The sequence below is a fragment of the Pseudomonas sp. RIT-PI-q genome (genome assembly GCF_001297125.1).
In the GTDB taxonomy this organism is placed as follows: Bacteria; Pseudomonadota; Gammaproteobacteria; order Pseudomonadales; family Pseudomonadaceae; genus Aquipseudomonas.
The window spans coordinates 50,095-66,313 of sequence record NZ_LHPC01000017.1; the positions used below are offsets into that span (position 1 = coordinate 50,095).

A 16,219-nucleotide genomic window follows, 5' to 3' on the forward strand; every position below is an offset into this window, starting at 1 on the left:
ACACAAATTCTGTGTTCACTCAACGCACCCGGTGAACTGACACACGCTAACGACCGAACACAATCAATGTGGGAGCGGGCTTGCCCGCGATAGCGGAGTGTCAGGCAACTTCATCATTGCCTGAGTGACCGCCATCGCGGGCAAGCCCGCTCCCACAAGGGGCAGGCTTTGATTTCCGCAGCCAGCACATTCACCAACGCCGCTGCCGGCATTTCGCGGCACAGTGGTGCGCCCTGCCCGGCCCATTGCACGGCGAACTCGGTGTTGGCTTTGGCGTTTGCTGCGGCGTTGAGTGCTTTGTTGGCGTCGTAGGTCAGCGGGTAGTCGGGCAGCGCCGAGCTGCCCGCTTCCAGGCTGGAGAAGTTGCGGTTGACCATGCCCCGAGCCGCCCGGCCGGAGATCACGCGGGTGACTTTGGTCTGGTGCGCACGCGGCCCCTTCAGCGCTTCGCGATAGGTGCTGTTGGCGGAGGATTCAGGGCAGAGGATAAACGCCGTTCCCAACTGCGCTGCACTGGCCCCCAGTTGCATGACCGCCTTGATGCCCGCGCCATCCATGATGCCGCCCGCCGCGATCACCGGCAGTGTGCACGCGTCGACCAGCACACGCACCAGCGCAAACGTGCCCATCTCGGTGTCCTGTTGCGGATCGAACACCCCGCGATGGCCCCCGGCTTCGTAACCTTGCGCCACCAGCGCATGCACGCCGGCATGTTCGGCCAGCTGCGCTTCGGCGAGGTTCGTCACCGAACAGAGCAGGATGATGCCGGCGGCCTTGAGTGCGTCGATTGCCGGTTGCGGCGGCAAGCCAAAATGGAAGCTGACCACAGCTGGCCGTTCTTCCAGCAGCATCTGCAGCGTCTCCGGGTCTTCGACGAATGAGGTGTAGATCTCACGCAGCGAAGCCGGCGCAACGGCACCGAACTCGGCAAAAAACGGCGTCAGAAAATCCAGCCACTGCGCCTCTCGATCACGGTCATGAACGGCAGGCGGGTGGCAAAACAAATTCCCATTGAGGGGCTTGTCCGTCAGCGCCGCCGGCCCTCGCAACATGGCTCGCGCCTGCTCGACGTGGCTCGCGCCAATGCCAATGGCCCCCAGCCCGCCGGCATTGGACACCGCCGCCGCGAGCTTGGGTGTGGATACGCCGACCATGGGCGATTGAAGGATGGGGAGTTCAATGTTCAAAAGAGACAGCAACGCATTGGACATGACAGCACCTGAATGTGATGAATGTGAGTAAAAGCTATTGCGCCTGATCTCCTGGCGTTCTCGGGGCGGAGCAAGCACTCTCAAGCCGCTGTTGCAGCCACTTCGCGCGCTCCGACAGGCGCCGTTTCCAGTCCTCGGCCAAGCCTTCGGTCGCCGCCAATGCGAGCACGTCATCGATCACTGGCCGGTGCGACAACTGCACCTGCCAGAACTGGTCGATGGAGAAGCGTTCGGTGTGCCGGTCGAGCCGTTCGATCGTGTCCCCCGCTTCAATAAAGCCTGGCTGCAGGACACGGTAATACCAACCGGTGATTCGCTCCTTGGCGACATGCATCGACATGCGTTCGGCATCAAAGCGATGATTGATTTTCCAGCATGGGCTGCGCGGCTGAGAAACCTGCAACACCGCGCTGCCAACCTGAAATACATCACCGATATGCACATTCAGCTCAGTGAATTCAAACGCTGAAATGTTCTCGCCCAGGCTGCCTGGAATCAGCTCGTCAGCGCAGTGCGCAAAGGCCTGCGCCAGGCGCTGATAGTTTTCCGCCGCATAGTGATGAACAGCCTTTTCCGGACCGCCGTGAACCCGGGTATCACCGTGCTGGTCGCCGACTATTCCACTGACGTCGATGCGAGCGGAACCTGAGATCCTGCGTTTGAAGATGCCCGTTCGTTGCCCTTCAGGCTTCAAGACACCCAAACCACCGGCAAACACATGGTCAATTTTTGCAGTCGGTGTCATCGTCCCACTTCGCTCATCAACCTGTTTTATTGACTTTACTAAGCGTCAACCAGCGCCGTAAAATGATGGCTCGTGATGCGACTCATCACTTTTTATGATAGGTGGCAATGATCATGGAAATGCGCCAACTGAAGATTTTCTGCGCGGTTGCCGAACTTGGCAGCTTCACGGCAGCCGCCATTAATGTGAACACGGTGCAGTCCAACGTCACCATGCGGGTGAAGGAGCTCGAAGCCGAACTGAATCGCGAGCTGTTCATCCGCAAGAAATCCGGGGTCGTGCTGACCTCGGCGGGCGAGACTTTCCTCGGGTATGCGCGGCGCATCCTGCAGCTGACAGACGAGAGTCGCAGTGCCTTGATGGACACCGGCGTTCCGGCAGGTCTGCTGCGACTGGGATCGATGGAAACCACGGCCGCCATTCGCTTGCCGCAAGTGCTGACGAAGTACCGCGAGAAATACCCCGAGGTTCAGTTGTCATTGCTGACCGGCACCACCGCCGAGCTGATCAAGGCGATTGAAGCGCATCGACTCGACGGTGCCTTCGTCGGCGGCTTCCACCAGAACTCGGCGTTGACCCAGGAAGAAGTGTTCCAGGAAGAACTGGTGCTGGTCAGCAGCAACCACTTCGATTCACTGGCGGCACTCATCGAGAAAATCCCCCAGCAGACCGTGCTGGTCTTCCGCACAGGCTGCTTCTACCGCTCGACACTCGAAAACTGGTTCTATCAGGTCGGACTGGTGCCCAACCCGATCATGGAACTGGGCACCCTCGACGGCATCTTGTCGTGCGTCGCCGCCGGCATGGGCGTGACCCTGCTGCCCAAGGCCATCGCCGAAAACTGCAGCGTGCGCCATGCCATTCGTTGCCACACGCTACCGGCCGAATTCGCTCACGTCTCGACCGTTTTCATCCGCAGAAACGACTCGATGATCACCTCGGCCATGAGCGCGTTCATCGGCTTGGCACAACAACAGATTGCCCGGCCGGCGAGTCTGCCGATCTGAATCCGGTAATGGTTGCATCGCCACGAAAAACGGCTCGGTGAATCCCACCGAGCCGGTTTTCATCTCACGCTCAATGACGCCGCTTACTGCCAGCCAAGCGACCTTCTCTCCTCAAGCATGAACCTGCCCCGCGCGGCGTGATCGACGCTGACCTGTGCGCCTGCGCTCATCGACAATCCACGCACCAGTTCTGCCACGCGCTCTGCCGCAGGAACCACACTGTGGATCTTGCCAACCCCCTGCCCCGCGTACAGCGACAGCTTCTTCGCCATCCGTGGTTTATCGATCGCCCGTGCGCCACCGCCAATGAAGCGCAACAGGTTCCACTTGTCACGGTTGGGGATCACCCGGTGCGGCGTGCCGTAGGTCCAGCCGAACGAGTAACCCGTTCGGTATTCGGTGTCATCCGTGGTCGCCTCGACGATTTTTTGCTTGTACAGCGGATGCGCATTCGACTCGTCGGTGGCAATAAACGCCGTGCCCACTACCACCCCAGACGCGCCGAGTGACATCAATGCCCGGACATCGGCGCCGTGGGTGATGCCGCCAGCCGCGAGCACCGGTCGACCCGCTGCAACAGCCAGGATCGCCGTCAACAACGCCATGATGCCACCCGTGCCTCGGTTTAATTGTCCGCCACTTTCACTGCCTTGCGCCACGACAATGTCCGCTCCTTGGGCGATGGCGATTCTGGCCAGCTCCACCGACCCCGCTTGCACCATGACCGTCAGCCCTGCGTCTTTCGCCCGGGGAATCATGTCGGCGGAATAGGCCTCGGCATAAAACAGTGACAGCAGCCGGGGTTTTTCCTTAAGGACGACCTGGAACTGCGCTTCAAAGACATCCGGACCACCGAATTGCGGCACCAGGTTCACACCAAACGGTTTGTCGGTCTGCGCCCGGGTTTCCTCTATCCATCGGCGCAAGGTCAAGGGCGGCAGGCGCAGACCGCCGATCACGCCCATGCCCCCGGCGTTGGCGACTGCCGCCACCAGCTGGGGACCGGAAATGGCCGCCATCCCGCCGAGAAAGATCGGGTATTTCACGCCACACAGTTGCGTGATGGCATTGCCCGCAAAATCTGATTTGGCTTCGTTCATGCTCACAGCTCCACGTGTTTGCCAAGCATCCGCTTGAGCGTGTTGTTCTTCAGGAGAAAGTGATTCTTGACCGCACCGAAGACATGCAACGCCAGCCCGGCGAGGAATGCCGATGCGCCGATATCGAAGAGCACATCGACCACGTGTTTGAGTCCTGCGTGGTTGGGCAGGAGCGCCGGAATGTAAAATCCTCCAGGCAAGCCCACCGTCTCTCCAGCAGCCGACCGCGAAGCCCAGACCGCGACCGGCAGCAACACCATCGCCAGCGCGAGCGCCACCGCGACGGAACGGCTGATAATCACTTCAATCGGATTGGGCGTGCCCACCGGCAGCGGATGGTAAGAGGTGATCCTGGCCCAGAACCGATAAATCGATACCAGGAACAGCATTAGCCCCATGAGGTTTTGCAGGTGTATGAAAGGCATCCGCACGACATCGCTGGACGCCTGACCGATCACCAGCTGCAGGCCGAAGATCGCGAGCAGCGACAACGCCACGACCCAGTGCAGCACGACGGTGATGGGTGAAAATCTTAAGCCATTGTCTCGAAGTTGCATGGCTGACTCCTTTTTGGAAGTGACAGGCAGTTGCCTGATATCTCTGTAGGAGCGAGCTTTCTCGCGATGGACGTTAACGATAACGCGTGTCTGCTGAATAAACGCGTCGCCCTCAGGCCCTTCGCGAGCAAGCTCGCTCCTACAGATGCCCTTAATGGCTGACAGCCTGGGAGGCCCCAAGGCCGGTCTGGGCGCGGATGAGCTGGTCATCGAAACGCTCGCGCTCAAGCACTGCCCCGGCGCTGCGATCGGTGACCGAGCCGAGCCAAGTGAAGAAGAACGCCACGTTCATCGAGATGATGGCCGGGTAGTCAAAGGGGAAAATCGCCTCGGGATTTCCCAGCACTTTGACCCACACCGCCGGCGAGAGCACGACCAGGCTGACCGAGCTCACCAGCCCGGCGATACCGCCGATCAACGCGCCTCGTGTGGTCAGCCCTTTCCAGTACATCGAAAGCACGAGTATCGGAAAGTTGACCGAGGCCGCCACGCCAAACGTCAGCGCCACCAGGAACGCGATGTTCTGGTCCTTGAACAAAATACCCAGGACCACTGCAACGATGCCGATGCCGACCGAAGCGATCCGCGAAACACGGCGCTCGTCTTTTGCATTGGCGCGGTTTTTCCGGAAGACCATGACGTACAGATCATGTGAAATCGCCGAAGTCCCGGCCATGGTGAGCCCGGACACCACGGCCAGGATCGTGGCAAACGCGACGGCGGAGATGAAGCCCAGCAGCAGGTCACCGCCAACGGCTTTGGCCAGGTGCATCACCGGCATGTTGCTGCCGCCGATGAGCTTTCCACCGACAATGCCGGACTCATAAAAGGCCGGGTCTTGACCGACAATCACGATCGCCGCCAACCCCAGGATCGCTACGATCAGGTAGAAAAACCCGATGAAACCCGTGGCAACGAACACCGATTTACGCGCCTGTTTGGCGTCCGGCACGGTAAAGAAGCGCATGAGGATGTGCGGCAATCCTGCGGTGCCGAAGACCAGGCCCAGTGACAGCGAGATCAGTGCCAGCGGGTCGGCCACCAACTTGCTCGGCAGCAGGATTCGTTCGCCATCGTGATGAGCGGCCACCGCTTGCGTGAACAACTGTTCGAAGGAAAACCCGAACTTGCTCAGCGCCAGAATCGCCAGCAGCGTTCCGCCCAACAGCAGCAAACCGGCCTTGATGATCTGCACCCACGTGGTAGCGACCATCCCGCCAAAGGTGACGTAGACCGCCATCAACAGCCCGACCGCGATCACCGCATAGTTGTAGGGAAGTCCGAACAGCAGCTGGATCAGCTGCCCCGCGCCCACCATCTGCACCACCAGATAAAAGCAGACCACGGTCAACGAACCGAAGGCTGTCATCGTTCGAATGCGATTTTGATCGAGTCGAAACGAGGCAATGTCCGAGATGGTGATACGCCCCAGATTGCGGATGCGCTCGGCAAACAGGAACAGCAGCAGCGGCCAGGCGACGAAGAAGCTGATCGAGTAGAGCAAGCCATCGAAGCCGTTGAAGAAGAACATGCTGGTGACCCCCAGCAGCGCAGCCGCCGACATGTAGTCCCCGGCCAGCGCCAATCCGTTCTGGAAGCCGGTAATGCCGCCTCCGGCCGTGTAGAAATCGTCCATCGATTTGGTCTTGGAGGCGGCCCAATAGGTGATGCCCAGCGTTGTCAGGACGAAGACCAGGAACATTGCAATGGCGGTGATGTTAAGCGGCTGCTTTTCCACCGCCTGCAAGACTTCGGCGGCAGAGGCACACGTCGTCATCGCGCCCAGCACAGCAGGAACAATGAGGTATCGAAAAAGCGGCTTCATACGATGACCCCCGCGCGGATTTCGGCGGTGAGGTCATCGAACTCACCATTGGCACGAAGGATGTACAGGCCGGTAAACAACCAGGCGCCGACAATGAAGGCGACGCCCAGCGGCCAACCTATGTTGATGATGCTGGTTGCCGACAGCTTCTGAGCCAGGAGCTGGGGCGCGAAGGCGGCGACGAGGATGAACGTGAAGTACGGGACTAGGGTGGCGGCGGTAAGGCCAGCGACGAATCTTCGCTGCCGTGAGACCAACTCCTGATACCGGGGGTGATTGCGAATTCTGGCTGATTCGGATGCATGATTCACGTTGACTCCGTGTTGCAGTGGACGCGTTATTATTGTTCCACAGCCTCAAATTCGAAGACTCGATTTGCCACTGGCTGCGGTGTCTGTGCACCCTCAACCTATGCCTGGCCTACAATCATGTAAAACGATCATTAATGATGCTTGTGATCTCTTTTGATGAAATCAGACACGCTTTACTTGTCTTTACACTCCATGAAAACTAATCTCTTAAAAGTTGTTTTTTGTCATCAGTTATTGGTTTTTGAGATAGGTGAACGCGATGGATGTGACGGATCTCAAGGTGGTCGACGCGGTTGCGCGCCATGGCAGCATGAACAAGGCGGCTAGCGAGTTGAATACCGTGCAGTCGAACGTTTCCGCGAGGATTCGCTCGCTGGAGGACGAACTGGGGGTTGCACTGTTTCAACGCAGCGCCCGAGGCGTGCAAGTCACAGCGGCCGGGCGCCGGATCCTGCCCTTTGCCGCACGTCTTTCCAGGCTCCTGTCCGATGCGTCTTGCGCCGCGCGCGACGACGGGCATCCAAAAGGTGTGTTTGAAATCGGTACGCTGGAGACGACGCTGGCGCTGCGTCTGCCACGGCTGATCGCAAAGTTTGCCAAGGCTTACCCGGACGTTCGCCCGGTGATTCGCACCGGCACCACCTGCAGCCTGATCCAGGGCGTCATCGACAGTAAGCTTGAGGGCGCGTTTGTCGTCGGCCCGGTCAATCATCCGGAATTGCAGAGTGAGCAGGCCTTTCGCGAAGAGCTCGTATTGGTCACGTCCTGCGCCATTAGCAGCCTGGACGCAGTCGCGTCGGTCGACAATCTGAAAACGGTGGTCTTTCGAATCGGGTGCTCCTACCGCCAGCGCCTGGATTCTTTGCTGGCTAACCTCGGCATCCTGGCGCCTGAGCCGCTGGAGTTTGGTTCGATCGAAGCGATCATTGCCTGCGTTTCCGCTGGCGTCGGGGTCACGCTGTTGCCCAGAGGCGTCGTTGCAAGCGCATTGCGCGAGGGGTTGGTCAACGTGCATGAACTGGCGCCCGAAATCGCCGACGTGGAGACGGTGTTTGTCAGGCGCATTGATGGCTATTTTTCCAGCGCGTTATCAACCTTTCTCGACAGCGTTCGTCTGGACGGTGTCGCCCAGGTAGCGATTCCTCACCCAGCCGTTCATCCCGGCGCATAGCACCAACAATGCGGCCGTCACCAGGAACACGTGATGCAAGCCGAGATGCGCGCCAATCTGGCCACCGATCAGTGGCCCGATAACCTGTCCAGAGAACTGCGCCGATTGCAGGTAGCCGAGTATCTTGCCGGTGTTGTGCTCTTCAACCGAATGCCGGATCAGCTTGGCAATCGATGGCAGCAGTCCCGCAATGGTCATGCCCATGAGCCCGCGCAACACTGCCAGTTGCCACCATTGCGTGACGAACGCCTGGGGCACCATGACGACAGCGGTCAGCAACAGACACCCGACAATAACGTTCCAGCTGCCCACCCGGTCTGCCAGCGCACCCAGTTTGGCGGCGGTCAAAATACTGCCCAACGCTGAACAGGCCATGACGATGCCGGCGATACGCGCCTGACTGTCAGACGCGACACCGAGGTCGCCGATGTAGACGGTGATGATCGGCTCGATCGACATGTTGGCTAGCAGCACCATCATCGCGGTAATCAGCAGTGCACCGATGATTGGCCATTTGGCGTCAGCACCTTCAGGCCGGGTTTTCTGCTTGCGTTGTTTAGCGTCCGCCACCCGATCGAAATCCTCGCGAATGAACAGGATTGTCGTCATCGCAGCGACGGCAATCATCCCGCCCCCCACGAAAAAGGTGCCGCGAATACCGACGAGCTCGGGTAAGAATCCACCCACCAGCGGCCCGATCAGATTGCCGGACAAGGCGCCCGTGGACAGAACGCCGAGTGCCCACCCGGCCTTTTCGCGCGGGACCTGAGAGCCAATCATGACGATGGAAGCGGAGGCGTAGCCACCGATGAGGCCGGCGATCAGACGCAGTGCAACCAGGTCGGTCACGTCCCGGGCCAGCCCGATCAGTGACATCACCACAGCCATGCCGATGGCCGCCCTGACCAACATCGGTTTACGGCCATAGCGGTCGGCCAGGCGTCCCCAGAGCGGCGCGGTAATCGCCGTACCAAAAAAAGTCGCGCCGAATGCCACGGCTGACCATTGCACCACGTCCGCCTGGGCAGTAACGCCCAGTTGCTGGACGTACAGCGGTAGAAACGGCAGCAACATGCTCAGGCTTACCAGGGTGGTGAACGAACCGAAGACACACACGGCCAGGTTTCGGCGCCAATACATCAGGTTACGATCGGAATAATTCACGGTGTCAGAGGCTCCGGCGATTGTTCACTTACGGGGTTTTTGGATAGGGGCTGCAGATCAAGATCAAAAGCCACGGCAACGGCAAGATCAAAAGCTGAAAACCACAATCCCCTGTAGGAGCTGGCTTGCCAGCGAAGCACTCAAATGCGCCACGTTTATCCTGTTGAAAACCGTCATCGTTGACGTCCTTCGCTGGCGAGCCAGCTCCTACAGTTGATCGAGTTGTCTGGGCGAACGCGGTCGAAGGTAGGAGCTGGCTTGCCAGCGAAGGATTCGGATGCACCACGTTTATCCTGTTAAAACGCGTCATCGTTAACGTCCTTCGCGAGCAGGCTCGCTCCCACATTTGAATGCGGTACGCCTGCGGGAGATTGGTTGGCTGTCAGGCCGTCTTCGCTGGCAAGCCAGCTCCTACAATGAACAGCATCACGCCAATGGGCAGCGCTTTTTCGCCACCGCCACCACATCAATCACAAACGCGATCACCATCGCCGACGTGCCAATCACGAAGAGCAAGGCGTAATTCCCATCGCTGTAAGAAAACAGGAACGACAACCCATAAGCGGCCACCGCTTGAAACAACGCAAACCCCACCGTCGCTGTTTGCCAGGCCGAACTCTGCTGCGCGGGGTGATGGGCGAGAATCTCATGCACCCGCCCTAACACCAGTGGCACCGTACCGGTGACAAACGCCCCGACGATGACGCTGGACATCATCAACCAGACGGTTCCGAGCCCAAGGGCTGGCACTGCGACGCTGATGGCTTCCACGAGGAACGCCAGCCGTAAGGCGCGACCGAATCCAATCCGGTCAGCCACTACCCCGGCAAGCAGTGGTCCGACGGTGGCACCAATGCCGAAAAGCACCCAATACTGCGCCCCCACTTGAAGACCTTCGCCCCTGCCCCGCGCGACGAAATCCACGAGAAAAATCATGTGCGGCACCCACCCGGCTGCGTTGAGCGCGTACTCGACATACAGCGCCTTGAGCGTGCCGTTCGGCGTCGCGCGCTGAGCGTGCGTGGCTTTGGCCGCCGGAGCAGCGCCTCTCGGCCATCCCCGCCAGGCAATGGCAGTCAGCACCAGGGAAATCACCCCAAGCCCCATCCAGGTTTCCCCGAGGCCCTGTTGCAGCAAGAGCGGCACCAGTGTCCCGGAAGCAGCAATGCCCACACCCACGCCCATGAAAATAATCCCGGCGACCAACCCGCGCCGGGACGGCGGTACATGGGCCAAAACAGTCGGAGCGGCCAACACCATCAGCGCGCCACCCGCGGTTCCCGAAAGGAAACGCCAGGCGAAGAACCACGCGAACGACACAGGCCAGGCACAGGCGAAAAACGCCAGACTGGCCAGCAACATCATGGCCCGGAGCATGAACACCGTTGAGGTTTTCGCCGCCATCGAGCGACCGAAAATGGCGCCGGCCAGATAGCCGGCCAGGTTGGCTGCACCGAGGTAGGCAGCCTTGGAAGGATCAAACCAGTGGGCGCCGATAATCGACGGCAGCAGCGGCGTATAAGCAAACCGCGCCAGGCCGATGCCAACCAGGCTTGCAGCAAAACCGGCCACCGTTGCCCACCCGGCACTGGCTGGCCGCAGCGTCGGCTGCGCAACGGCGATTGTTGGATTCACCCTTGTCATCATCTGCCCTTCTGTTCTTCAGACAGGGCAGACACTACGCGCGCGCCTATATCTTAAGAAGCGCATTAATACGATCACAGCTATCTGTAATTAAGATAACCAAGGTCTACCAGAGACTTTGACGTTGCCTAGCCAGCAGCCAAACGACGTCGCTGTGATGCGCTCTCATGCGCGCCTTCGACAATGTGCTCAACCAGATACTCCGCGTCCCGCGCCACCCCAGAGAAACGCCCCGAGCCCCACGTATACAGCCACGGCAATCCGAGGAAGTACAAACCCGCCTGCGCCGTCACCCCGCGCTGGTGCCCAGGATGCCCTCGCCCGTTGAAGACCGGCGCCTCGACCCAGGTAAAGTCCGGGCTGAAGCCGATGCACCAGATGATGCTGGTGATGCCTTCGGCGTCGAGGTCCAGTTCGCTGCGCTCCTGCTCTGGCACCCAGGTAGGCTCATAACGCTCACCCACCGGGGCGTCGATCGCGTGCTGTTCGATGTACTTGTCGATCGATGCATTGATTCGGTTGTAGACCGCGTCGGCACTGTCCAGGCTTTCACCCAGATTGTTGGCAAACTGCAAGCGAGTGCCCTGCAACCCGTCAAGACGACCAAACAATTCCATGCCTTCGCGAGCGAAGTTGCGCAAGTCGATATCCCGCCCGCCATCACGACCGGTGACGTAGTGGTTGGTGTTATCGCGCACGCCTTCACGCAGCGGATGCGTGTCGACGCCTATCTCGTAGTAGCCCATTTCAGCCAGCCAATCGACCACGTCCTTGCCCCGGTAGAAGCGGGCGCAACGCGGCGCATCACCGACGGCCAGATAGACTTTGCGCCCGGTCAGGTGCAAGTCTTCGGCAATTTGCGCACCCGACTGCCCGGAGCCAACCACCAGCACATTGCCGGCGGGCAAGGCCTGCGGATTGCGGTATTGCTCGGAATGAAGCTGATGAATGCCCGATGGCAAGCGTTCGGCCAGGCGCGGGATGATCGGCGTGTGATACCCGCCCGACGCGACAATCACCTGATCGGCGCTGAATTCGCCTTGCGAGGTGTGTACCTCGAAACCACCTTGGCTGCGCGGCACCACGCGTTGCACCGTGACGCCTTCACGGGCCGGGGCGTTGACTGATTTGACGAAGCCGGCCAGGTACTCGTTGATCTCGTCCTTCTTCATGAACCCATGAGGATCGCTGCCGTTGAAGCCGTCGGTGTAGGTGTAACCCGGCAAGGCGCATTGCCAGTTGGGCGTGACCAGACTGAAAGCATCCCAGCGCTGGTTGCGCCAGGTGTGAGTCAGGCTGTGTTTTTCCAGGACCAAATGATCGATGCCCTGTTGTTGCAGGTAGTAGCTGGCGGATAACCCGGCCTGGCCGCCGCCGACGACGATCACGCTGTGGTGTGGAGTTTTGATTGAAGTGAGGTGGCTGGTCATGGGGTGCTCCGGTACTGGGTAACGAACAGGGTTAAGGGAAAAATCGATGAATCAGAATGAGCTCCAGCCCGCCCCGATCACCTGGCCGGCGCCTTCGGTGCGCATGCTCAGAATGTCCACCGGGCCATCGGCGAGGCCTGGATCGACCAGGTAACTGGCCTGGCCCTTGAGCGAACTCAAGGTGTCCATCGCCGAACTGCAATAGAAACCCTTGACCTGCTTGACCCGTTCCGAGGCATTGTTCAGTGCGCCTTCGATGCGTTGCAGAAAGTCTGTCAGCGGGTAACTGGCGCCCTCCTCCAGGTATTGATAGATCACGGTCGAAGGTGAATAACCGGTCGCTTCCCGGCCATTGGGCCAGCGAATTTTGAAATTGACGGCGGGCATGTCAGTGCTCCTGTTGATTAAGTTTTAAAGGGCTCAGATCGAGATGGGGATAGCTGAAGCCGGTGAACGATTGCTCGCGCAGGTTCCAGAAGTCGCCGTGTTGTGCGCCGGACTGGACACGCAACGTGCCACTGGCGTTGACCTGGCCAATGCGTTCGCAGCGCACGCCTTCGAAGGCAAAAGCGCTCTGCACCTGCGGCCAGTCACGCTCATCCAGCGTCATTAAAAAGCCGTAGCTGGGAAACACCTGTAGCCAGCGCGCGAGGTCGGCATCCGCAGGACCGGGCAGCGCGGATAAATCGATGGTCGCGCCGCAGCCGGTGGTTTCCAGCAGCATCAACAGGCTGCCGAGAATCCCCGCGTTGCTGATGTCTTTGGCCGCGTGCAGCAGTTGCGCTTCGGCCAGGCGTGGCAGCACGTCGAGCTTGCTGCGCAGGCGCTCGGCCGGTACACCTTCGAAGGCTTTCCAGTACGTGCTGTCGGCATGCCAATGCCCTTCAAGGTCCACCGCCATGGCGATGACCTGACCGGGCGCGACATGCAAGGTCGACAGTAATGTTTGCGCGATGCCGGTAATCGCTACCGCCAGCGCCGCCGGATTACCCGCCATGAGGCTGGTATGCCCGCCGGCCAGCAGCAATCCGTAGGCGTCGCACGCGGCGCGAATACCTGCCAGTAATTGCTGCGCGGATTCATCGTCGTGATGCCAGTAAGCGTTGACCACTGCCGTGGCACGACCGCCCATGGCGGTGATGTCGCTGACATTGGCCATGACCGCAGACCACCCGGCAAACCATGGTGCAGTCTCGACGAACGCCGGCAACATGCCTTCGATGGCCAGCAGCTGAAAATGATCGCCACAGGCAATCGCTGCCGTGTCATCACCGGGCAAGGCGTAAAGCTGTTCGCGGGTCAGCGCTTGTTTCGCCTTACCGATAACGGCCGCAGGCTGCTGGATCGCCTGTTTCGAACGCATTGCCGGCGTAGCGCGCAGGCTGTCGAGCAGCGCCGCCAAATCAAAACATTCAGTCATGGCGAGCCACCTTCAGCGCGCGCAATGAAACCTGGCGCGGCATCAACGGGTAGCTCGGCAAATCCGCCTGCATCAAACAGTGCGGCTGACCGAGCAACGCCAACTGTTCGAGGGTTTGCCAGCACAAGCCGTGAAAATAGACTTCGTTCTGCGCCTGCACGGTCGCGCGAAAAACCTCGCAGCCCAACTCCTTGGCCCGTGACACCGCTTCGTTGACCAACGCCTTGCCGATCATGCTGTGCCGCCGATACGCCGGGGCCACACACAAGCGCCCGCCAAACCACAGGCCCGGCTCCGGCTGATAGATGCGCACCGCGCCCACCACTTGATCGGCGATCCCGCAATTGCCGGCCAGGGCGACGATGGCGATCGCCTGGAAATCATGGCGGTCCTTGTCCTGCACCAGCAGTTGTTGCTCATCGGAAAACACCGAGCGCCGCAGGGCGAAATAGGCCTGCTTTTCCCAGTGCTCACTGGCGGGTTTGACCACCAGTTCACCGGCGCGAAACGGTTCGAAGGTGCTGTCGACCAACGCAAAGGCGAGATTCGGCATGGACATTCTCCGGTTTATTCGTAGCTTTTCAGGGCCGAGCACGCGCCGCATTTGGCGCAGCCGGCGTTGATCTGATCGGAGTGCAAACCGTGACGACGCAGGCTGGCGCCGATCTGCGGATACAGGCGGGCCATCATCGCGCTGTCGGGTTTCGGATGATTGGCCAGCGGCGTGCCGTCGATAGGCACGAAGGGCACCACGAACGGGTACACACCCAGCGCACACAAACGCTCGCTCATCTCACTGATCGCCGCTTCGCTGTCCCCCAGTCCGGCCAGGATGTAGGTGCTGACCTGGCCCCGGCCGAACACTTCAACCGCCGCACTGAAGGCGTCGAAATAGCGGCTCAGCGGCACTTCGGCCTTACCCGGCATGATTCGCTGGCGCACTTCATCGGTGACCGCTTCCAGGTGCATGCCGAGCGACACCACGCCGCTGTCCGCCAGGCGTTGAAACCAGCGATCATCGTCTGGCGGCTCGCATTGCGCCTGGATCGGCAGAGCGACCGCAGCCGTCACCGCCGCGGCGGACTCACACAAAATCGCCGCACCACGGTCCGGGGTTTGCGGGGTGCCGGTGGTCATCACCATGTGCTTGACGCCGTCGAGCTCCACCGCGGCTTTCGCCACTTCGGCCAATTGCTGCGGGCGTTTGCGGGCAATGGTCTTGCCCGCCGCCAGCGACTGGCCGATGGCGCAGAACTGGCAGGAACTGCCGCGATCATTGAAACGAATGCAGTGCTGCAACACCGTGGTCGCGAGCACATCGCTGCTGTGCAGCGTGGCGATTTTCCAATAGGGAATGCCGTCAGCGGTGCTCAAACCATAGAACTTCGGCACGCCGGGCATCTGCACCTGACCGACCTGCAAGCCTTCGCGAAAGATCAGCGCCTGGCTGCCATCGGCGCTGGGCTGCGCTTGATAGGGTGAACCCTGGGACGCTTGATTGAGGATCGGCACCATCATGGTCCGGCTACCAACACTCAGCGCCTTGTGATCCGAAGGCCCGGCGCCACCTTGGCGCGACAAGCCGTTTTGCGCCGCAGGCCAACGCACGCCATGGCATTGCAACTCGGCGAGCAATTCATTGGTTTGCATGATCGAGCTCCTCGGCGGCAACCGCCACAACGTGCGCGCTGCGTTCATGCACGTGCGCCGTGGGTGTGCGGTCGATCAACAGGCTGAGCAGTTCCGGACGGCTGTAATGCCCGACCGAATCCATCATCCGTTTGCGCTTGTCGATCAGTGCCAGATCGAGGTCGGCAATCACCACGCCTTCGCCGGAACGCAGCGGTTCACCGAGCAATTTGCCCTCGGGTGAGACGATGGCAGTGAAGCAGCCACCCGAGATCGGGCCGAGGCCACAACCGGTGTCCTGCATGATCTGACCCTGCTGATCGGCATCCAGCCATGCGGTGGCGTTGACCACGAAGCAGCCGGATTCCAAGGCGTGATGGCGAATGGTGACTTCAATCTGCTCGGCGAAAATGTCGCCCACCAGGGAACCGGGAAACATCGCCGCGTGAATCTGCTCACCGTCGGCCATCAAGGCAAAACGGGCCAGCGGGTTGTAATGCTCCCAGCAGGCCAGCGAACCGATGCGTCCGACGGCACTGTCAATGGCGCGCAGACCGGAGCCATCGCCCTGCCCCCAGACCATGCGCTCGTGGTAGGTCGGGGTGATTTTGCGTCGATGCTGAATCAGGCTGCCGTCGGCATCGAAGAGCAATTGCGCGTTGTAGATCGTGCCGCCATCGCGCTCATTGACGCCGATGGAGACGACCATCCCCGCTTGCTTGCAGGCCTCGCCAATCGCCAGGGTGGCGGCGGACGGCACGGTGACCGATTGATCGAGCAATTTGAGGTGTTGTGCGCCCATGGCAAACGCCGGCTGCACAAACGAAAAGTACGGGTAGTAAGGCACCACCGTTTCCGGGAACACGGCGAACTGCACGCCTTGTCGACCGAGGGCGATGATCTGTTGGCAGACCTTGTCCACGGTGCCTTCGCGGCTGTAAAGCACCGGGCTGATCTGTACGGCGGCTGCGCGAATAATGGCCATGAAGAGTCCTGAAGTCAGTA

At 60.3% G+C, this 16,219-nt stretch carries 17 protein-coding genes; 2 read left to right on the forward strand and 15 right to left on the reverse strand.

Annotated elements, in window-relative coordinates; translation table 11 throughout:
• Positions 1 to 113: 113 nt before the first annotated feature.
• Together AEQ67_RS04110 and AEQ67_RS04115 are read right to left on the reverse strand one after the other, a co-directional pair.
• On the reverse strand, positions 114 to 1,211 hold the full coding sequence (locus AEQ67_RS04110; RefSeq protein ID WP_059402619.1) for an NAD(P)H-dependent flavin oxidoreductase: 1,098 nt from the start codon (positions 1,209 to 1,211) through the stop codon (positions 114 to 116).
• A 34-nt stretch (positions 1,212 to 1,245) separates the two neighbouring features.
• Complete coding sequence (locus AEQ67_RS04115; RefSeq protein WP_059402620.1) at positions 1,246 to 1,956, reverse strand: MOSC domain-containing protein; 711 nt, start codon at positions 1,954 to 1,956, stop codon at positions 1,246 to 1,248.
• A gap of 113 nt (positions 1,957 to 2,069) precedes the next feature.
• Between AEQ67_RS04115 and AEQ67_RS04120 the strand changes: the two genes are divergently transcribed.
• Positions 2,070 to 2,963 (forward strand): LysR family transcriptional regulator, encoded by an 894-nt coding sequence (locus AEQ67_RS04120; protein ID WP_059402917.1) that lies wholly within the window; start codon positions 2,070 to 2,072, stop codon positions 2,961 to 2,963.
• An 83-nt stretch (positions 2,964 to 3,046) separates the two neighbouring features.
• On the opposite strand, the gene AEQ67_RS04125 is transcribed toward AEQ67_RS04120, so the two are convergent.
• The 4 genes from AEQ67_RS04125 to AEQ67_RS04140 form a co-directional block, all read right to left on the reverse strand.
• The gene (locus AEQ67_RS04125) at positions 3,047 to 4,063 is read right to left on the reverse strand and encodes an NAD(P)H-dependent flavin oxidoreductase (RefSeq protein ID WP_059402621.1); all 1,017 of its coding nucleotides are present in this window, start codon (positions 4,061 to 4,063) and stop codon (positions 3,047 to 3,049) included.
• 2 nt (positions 4,064 to 4,065) lie between these two features.
• Positions 4,066 to 4,620 carry a cytochrome b gene (locus AEQ67_RS04130; RefSeq protein ID WP_059402622.1) on the reverse strand — a complete coding sequence of 185 codons (555 nt, stop codon included), beginning with the start codon at positions 4,618 to 4,620 and terminating at the stop codon, positions 4,066 to 4,068.
• Between the two features lie 151 nt (positions 4,621 to 4,771).
• Entirely contained in the window at positions 4,772 to 6,445 is a 1,674-nt protein-coding gene (gene actP / locus AEQ67_RS04135; RefSeq protein WP_059402623.1) for a cation/acetate symporter ActP, read from the reverse strand.
• A complete protein-coding gene (locus tag AEQ67_RS04140; RefSeq protein ID WP_059402624.1) occupies positions 6,442 to 6,756 on the reverse strand; it encodes a DUF485 domain-containing protein in 315 nt (104 codons plus the stop codon). The genes actP and AEQ67_RS04140 overlap by 4 nt, the downstream gene beginning before the upstream one ends.
• Before the next feature lie 259 nt (positions 6,757 to 7,015).
• Here AEQ67_RS04140 and AEQ67_RS04145 point away from each other — a divergent pair, with 259 nt between their 5' ends.
• Complete coding sequence (locus tag AEQ67_RS04145; RefSeq protein ID WP_059402625.1) at positions 7,016 to 7,927, forward strand: LysR family transcriptional regulator; 912 nt, start codon at positions 7,016 to 7,018, stop codon at positions 7,925 to 7,927.
• Here the strand turns inward: AEQ67_RS04145 and AEQ67_RS04150 are convergent.
• The 9 genes from AEQ67_RS04150 to AEQ67_RS04185 form a co-directional block, all read right to left on the reverse strand.
• Complete coding sequence (locus AEQ67_RS04150) at positions 7,847 to 9,091, reverse strand: MFS transporter (RefSeq protein WP_059402626.1); 1,245 nt, start codon at positions 9,089 to 9,091, stop codon at positions 7,847 to 7,849. The genes AEQ67_RS04145 and AEQ67_RS04150 overlap by 81 nt on opposite strands.
• 28 nt (positions 9,092 to 9,119) lie before the next feature.
• Positions 9,120 to 9,401, reverse strand: a complete 282-nt coding sequence (locus tag AEQ67_RS34725; protein ID WP_152974796.1) for a hypothetical protein — start codon at positions 9,399 to 9,401, stop codon at positions 9,120 to 9,122.
• A 116-nt stretch (positions 9,402 to 9,517) separates the two neighbouring features.
• Positions 9,518 to 10,735, reverse strand: coding sequence for a YbfB/YjiJ family MFS transporter (locus AEQ67_RS04155; protein WP_236710271.1), 1,218 nt, complete (start codon positions 10,733 to 10,735; stop codon positions 9,518 to 9,520).
• 128 nt (positions 10,736 to 10,863) lie between these two features.
• A complete protein-coding gene (locus AEQ67_RS04160; protein ID WP_059402627.1) occupies positions 10,864 to 12,165 on the reverse strand; it encodes an MSMEG_0569 family flavin-dependent oxidoreductase in 1,302 nt (433 codons plus the stop codon).
• Positions 12,166 to 12,216: 51 nt separating this feature from the next.
• Entirely contained in the window at positions 12,217 to 12,552 is a 336-nt protein-coding gene (locus AEQ67_RS04165) for an MSMEG_0570 family nitrogen starvation response protein (protein WP_059402628.1), read from the reverse strand.
• A 1-nt stretch (position 12,553) separates the two neighbouring features.
• Complete coding sequence (locus tag AEQ67_RS04170; RefSeq protein WP_059402629.1) at positions 12,554 to 13,585, reverse strand: sll0787 family AIR synthase-like protein; 1,032 nt, start codon at positions 13,583 to 13,585, stop codon at positions 12,554 to 12,556.
• Positions 13,578 to 14,138, reverse strand: a complete 561-nt coding sequence (locus tag AEQ67_RS04175; RefSeq protein ID WP_059402630.1) for an MSMEG_0567/Sll0786 family nitrogen starvation N-acetyltransferase — start codon at positions 14,136 to 14,138, stop codon at positions 13,578 to 13,580. The genes AEQ67_RS04170 and AEQ67_RS04175 overlap by 8 nt, the downstream gene beginning before the upstream one ends.
• 14 nt (positions 14,139 to 14,152) lie before the next feature.
• Complete coding sequence (locus tag AEQ67_RS04180) at positions 14,153 to 15,235, reverse strand: MSMEG_0568 family radical SAM protein (RefSeq protein ID WP_059402631.1); 1,083 nt, start codon at positions 15,233 to 15,235, stop codon at positions 14,153 to 14,155.
• Positions 15,222 to 16,199 carry a Nit6803 family nitrilase gene (locus tag AEQ67_RS04185; RefSeq protein ID WP_059402632.1) on the reverse strand — a complete coding sequence of 326 codons (978 nt, stop codon included), beginning with the start codon at positions 16,197 to 16,199 and terminating at the stop codon, positions 15,222 to 15,224. The genes AEQ67_RS04180 and AEQ67_RS04185 overlap by 14 nt, the downstream gene beginning before the upstream one ends.
• Positions 16,200 to 16,219: the final 20 nt, after the last annotated feature.

Bases quoted from the DNA above. Each gene is read 5' to 3' on its own strand.
- AEQ67_RS04110 (WP_059402619.1), bottom strand. From the start codon at position 1,211: ATGTCCAATGCGTTGCTGTCTCTTTTGAACATTGAACTCCCCATCCTT.
- AEQ67_RS04115 (WP_059402620.1), bottom strand. From the start codon at position 1,956: ATGACACCGACTGCAAAAATTGACCATGTGTTTGCCGGTGGTTTGGGT.
- AEQ67_RS04120 (WP_059402917.1), top strand. From the start codon at position 2,070: ATGGAAATGCGCCAACTGAAGATTTTCTGCGCGGTTGCCGAACTTGGC.
- AEQ67_RS04125 (WP_059402621.1), bottom strand. From the start codon at position 4,063: ATGAACGAAGCCAAATCAGATTTTGCGGGCAATGCCATCACGCAACTG.
- AEQ67_RS04130 (WP_059402622.1), bottom strand. From the start codon at position 4,620: ATGCAACTTCGAGACAATGGCTTAAGATTTTCACCCATCACCGTCGTG.
- actP (WP_059402623.1), bottom strand. From the start codon at position 6,445: ATGAAGCCGCTTTTTCGATACCTCATTGTTCCTGCTGTGCTGGGCGCG.
- AEQ67_RS04145 (WP_059402625.1), top strand. From the start codon at position 7,016: ATGGATGTGACGGATCTCAAGGTGGTCGACGCGGTTGCGCGCCATGGC.
- AEQ67_RS34725 (WP_152974796.1), bottom strand. From the start codon at position 9,401: ATGACGCGTTTTAACAGGATAAACGTGGTGCATCCGAATCCTTCGCTG.
- AEQ67_RS04155 (WP_236710271.1), bottom strand. From the start codon at position 10,735: ATGACAAGGGTGAATCCAACAATCGCCGTTGCGCAGCCGACGCTGCGG.
- AEQ67_RS04160 (WP_059402627.1), bottom strand. From the start codon at position 12,165: ATGACCAGCCACCTCACTTCAATCAAAACTCCACACCACAGCGTGATC.
- AEQ67_RS04165 (WP_059402628.1), bottom strand. From the start codon at position 12,552: ATGCCCGCCGTCAATTTCAAAATTCGCTGGCCCAATGGCCGGGAAGCG.
- AEQ67_RS04170 (WP_059402629.1), bottom strand. From the start codon at position 13,585: ATGACTGAATGTTTTGATTTGGCGGCGCTGCTCGACAGCCTGCGCGCT.
- AEQ67_RS04175 (WP_059402630.1), bottom strand. From the start codon at position 14,138: ATGCCGAATCTCGCCTTTGCGTTGGTCGACAGCACCTTCGAACCGTTT.
- AEQ67_RS04180 (WP_059402631.1), bottom strand. From the start codon at position 15,235: ATGCAAACCAATGAATTGCTCGCCGAGTTGCAATGCCATGGCGTGCGT.
- AEQ67_RS04185 (WP_059402632.1), bottom strand. From the start codon at position 16,199: ATGGCCATTATTCGCGCAGCCGCCGTACAGATCAGCCCGGTGCTTTAC.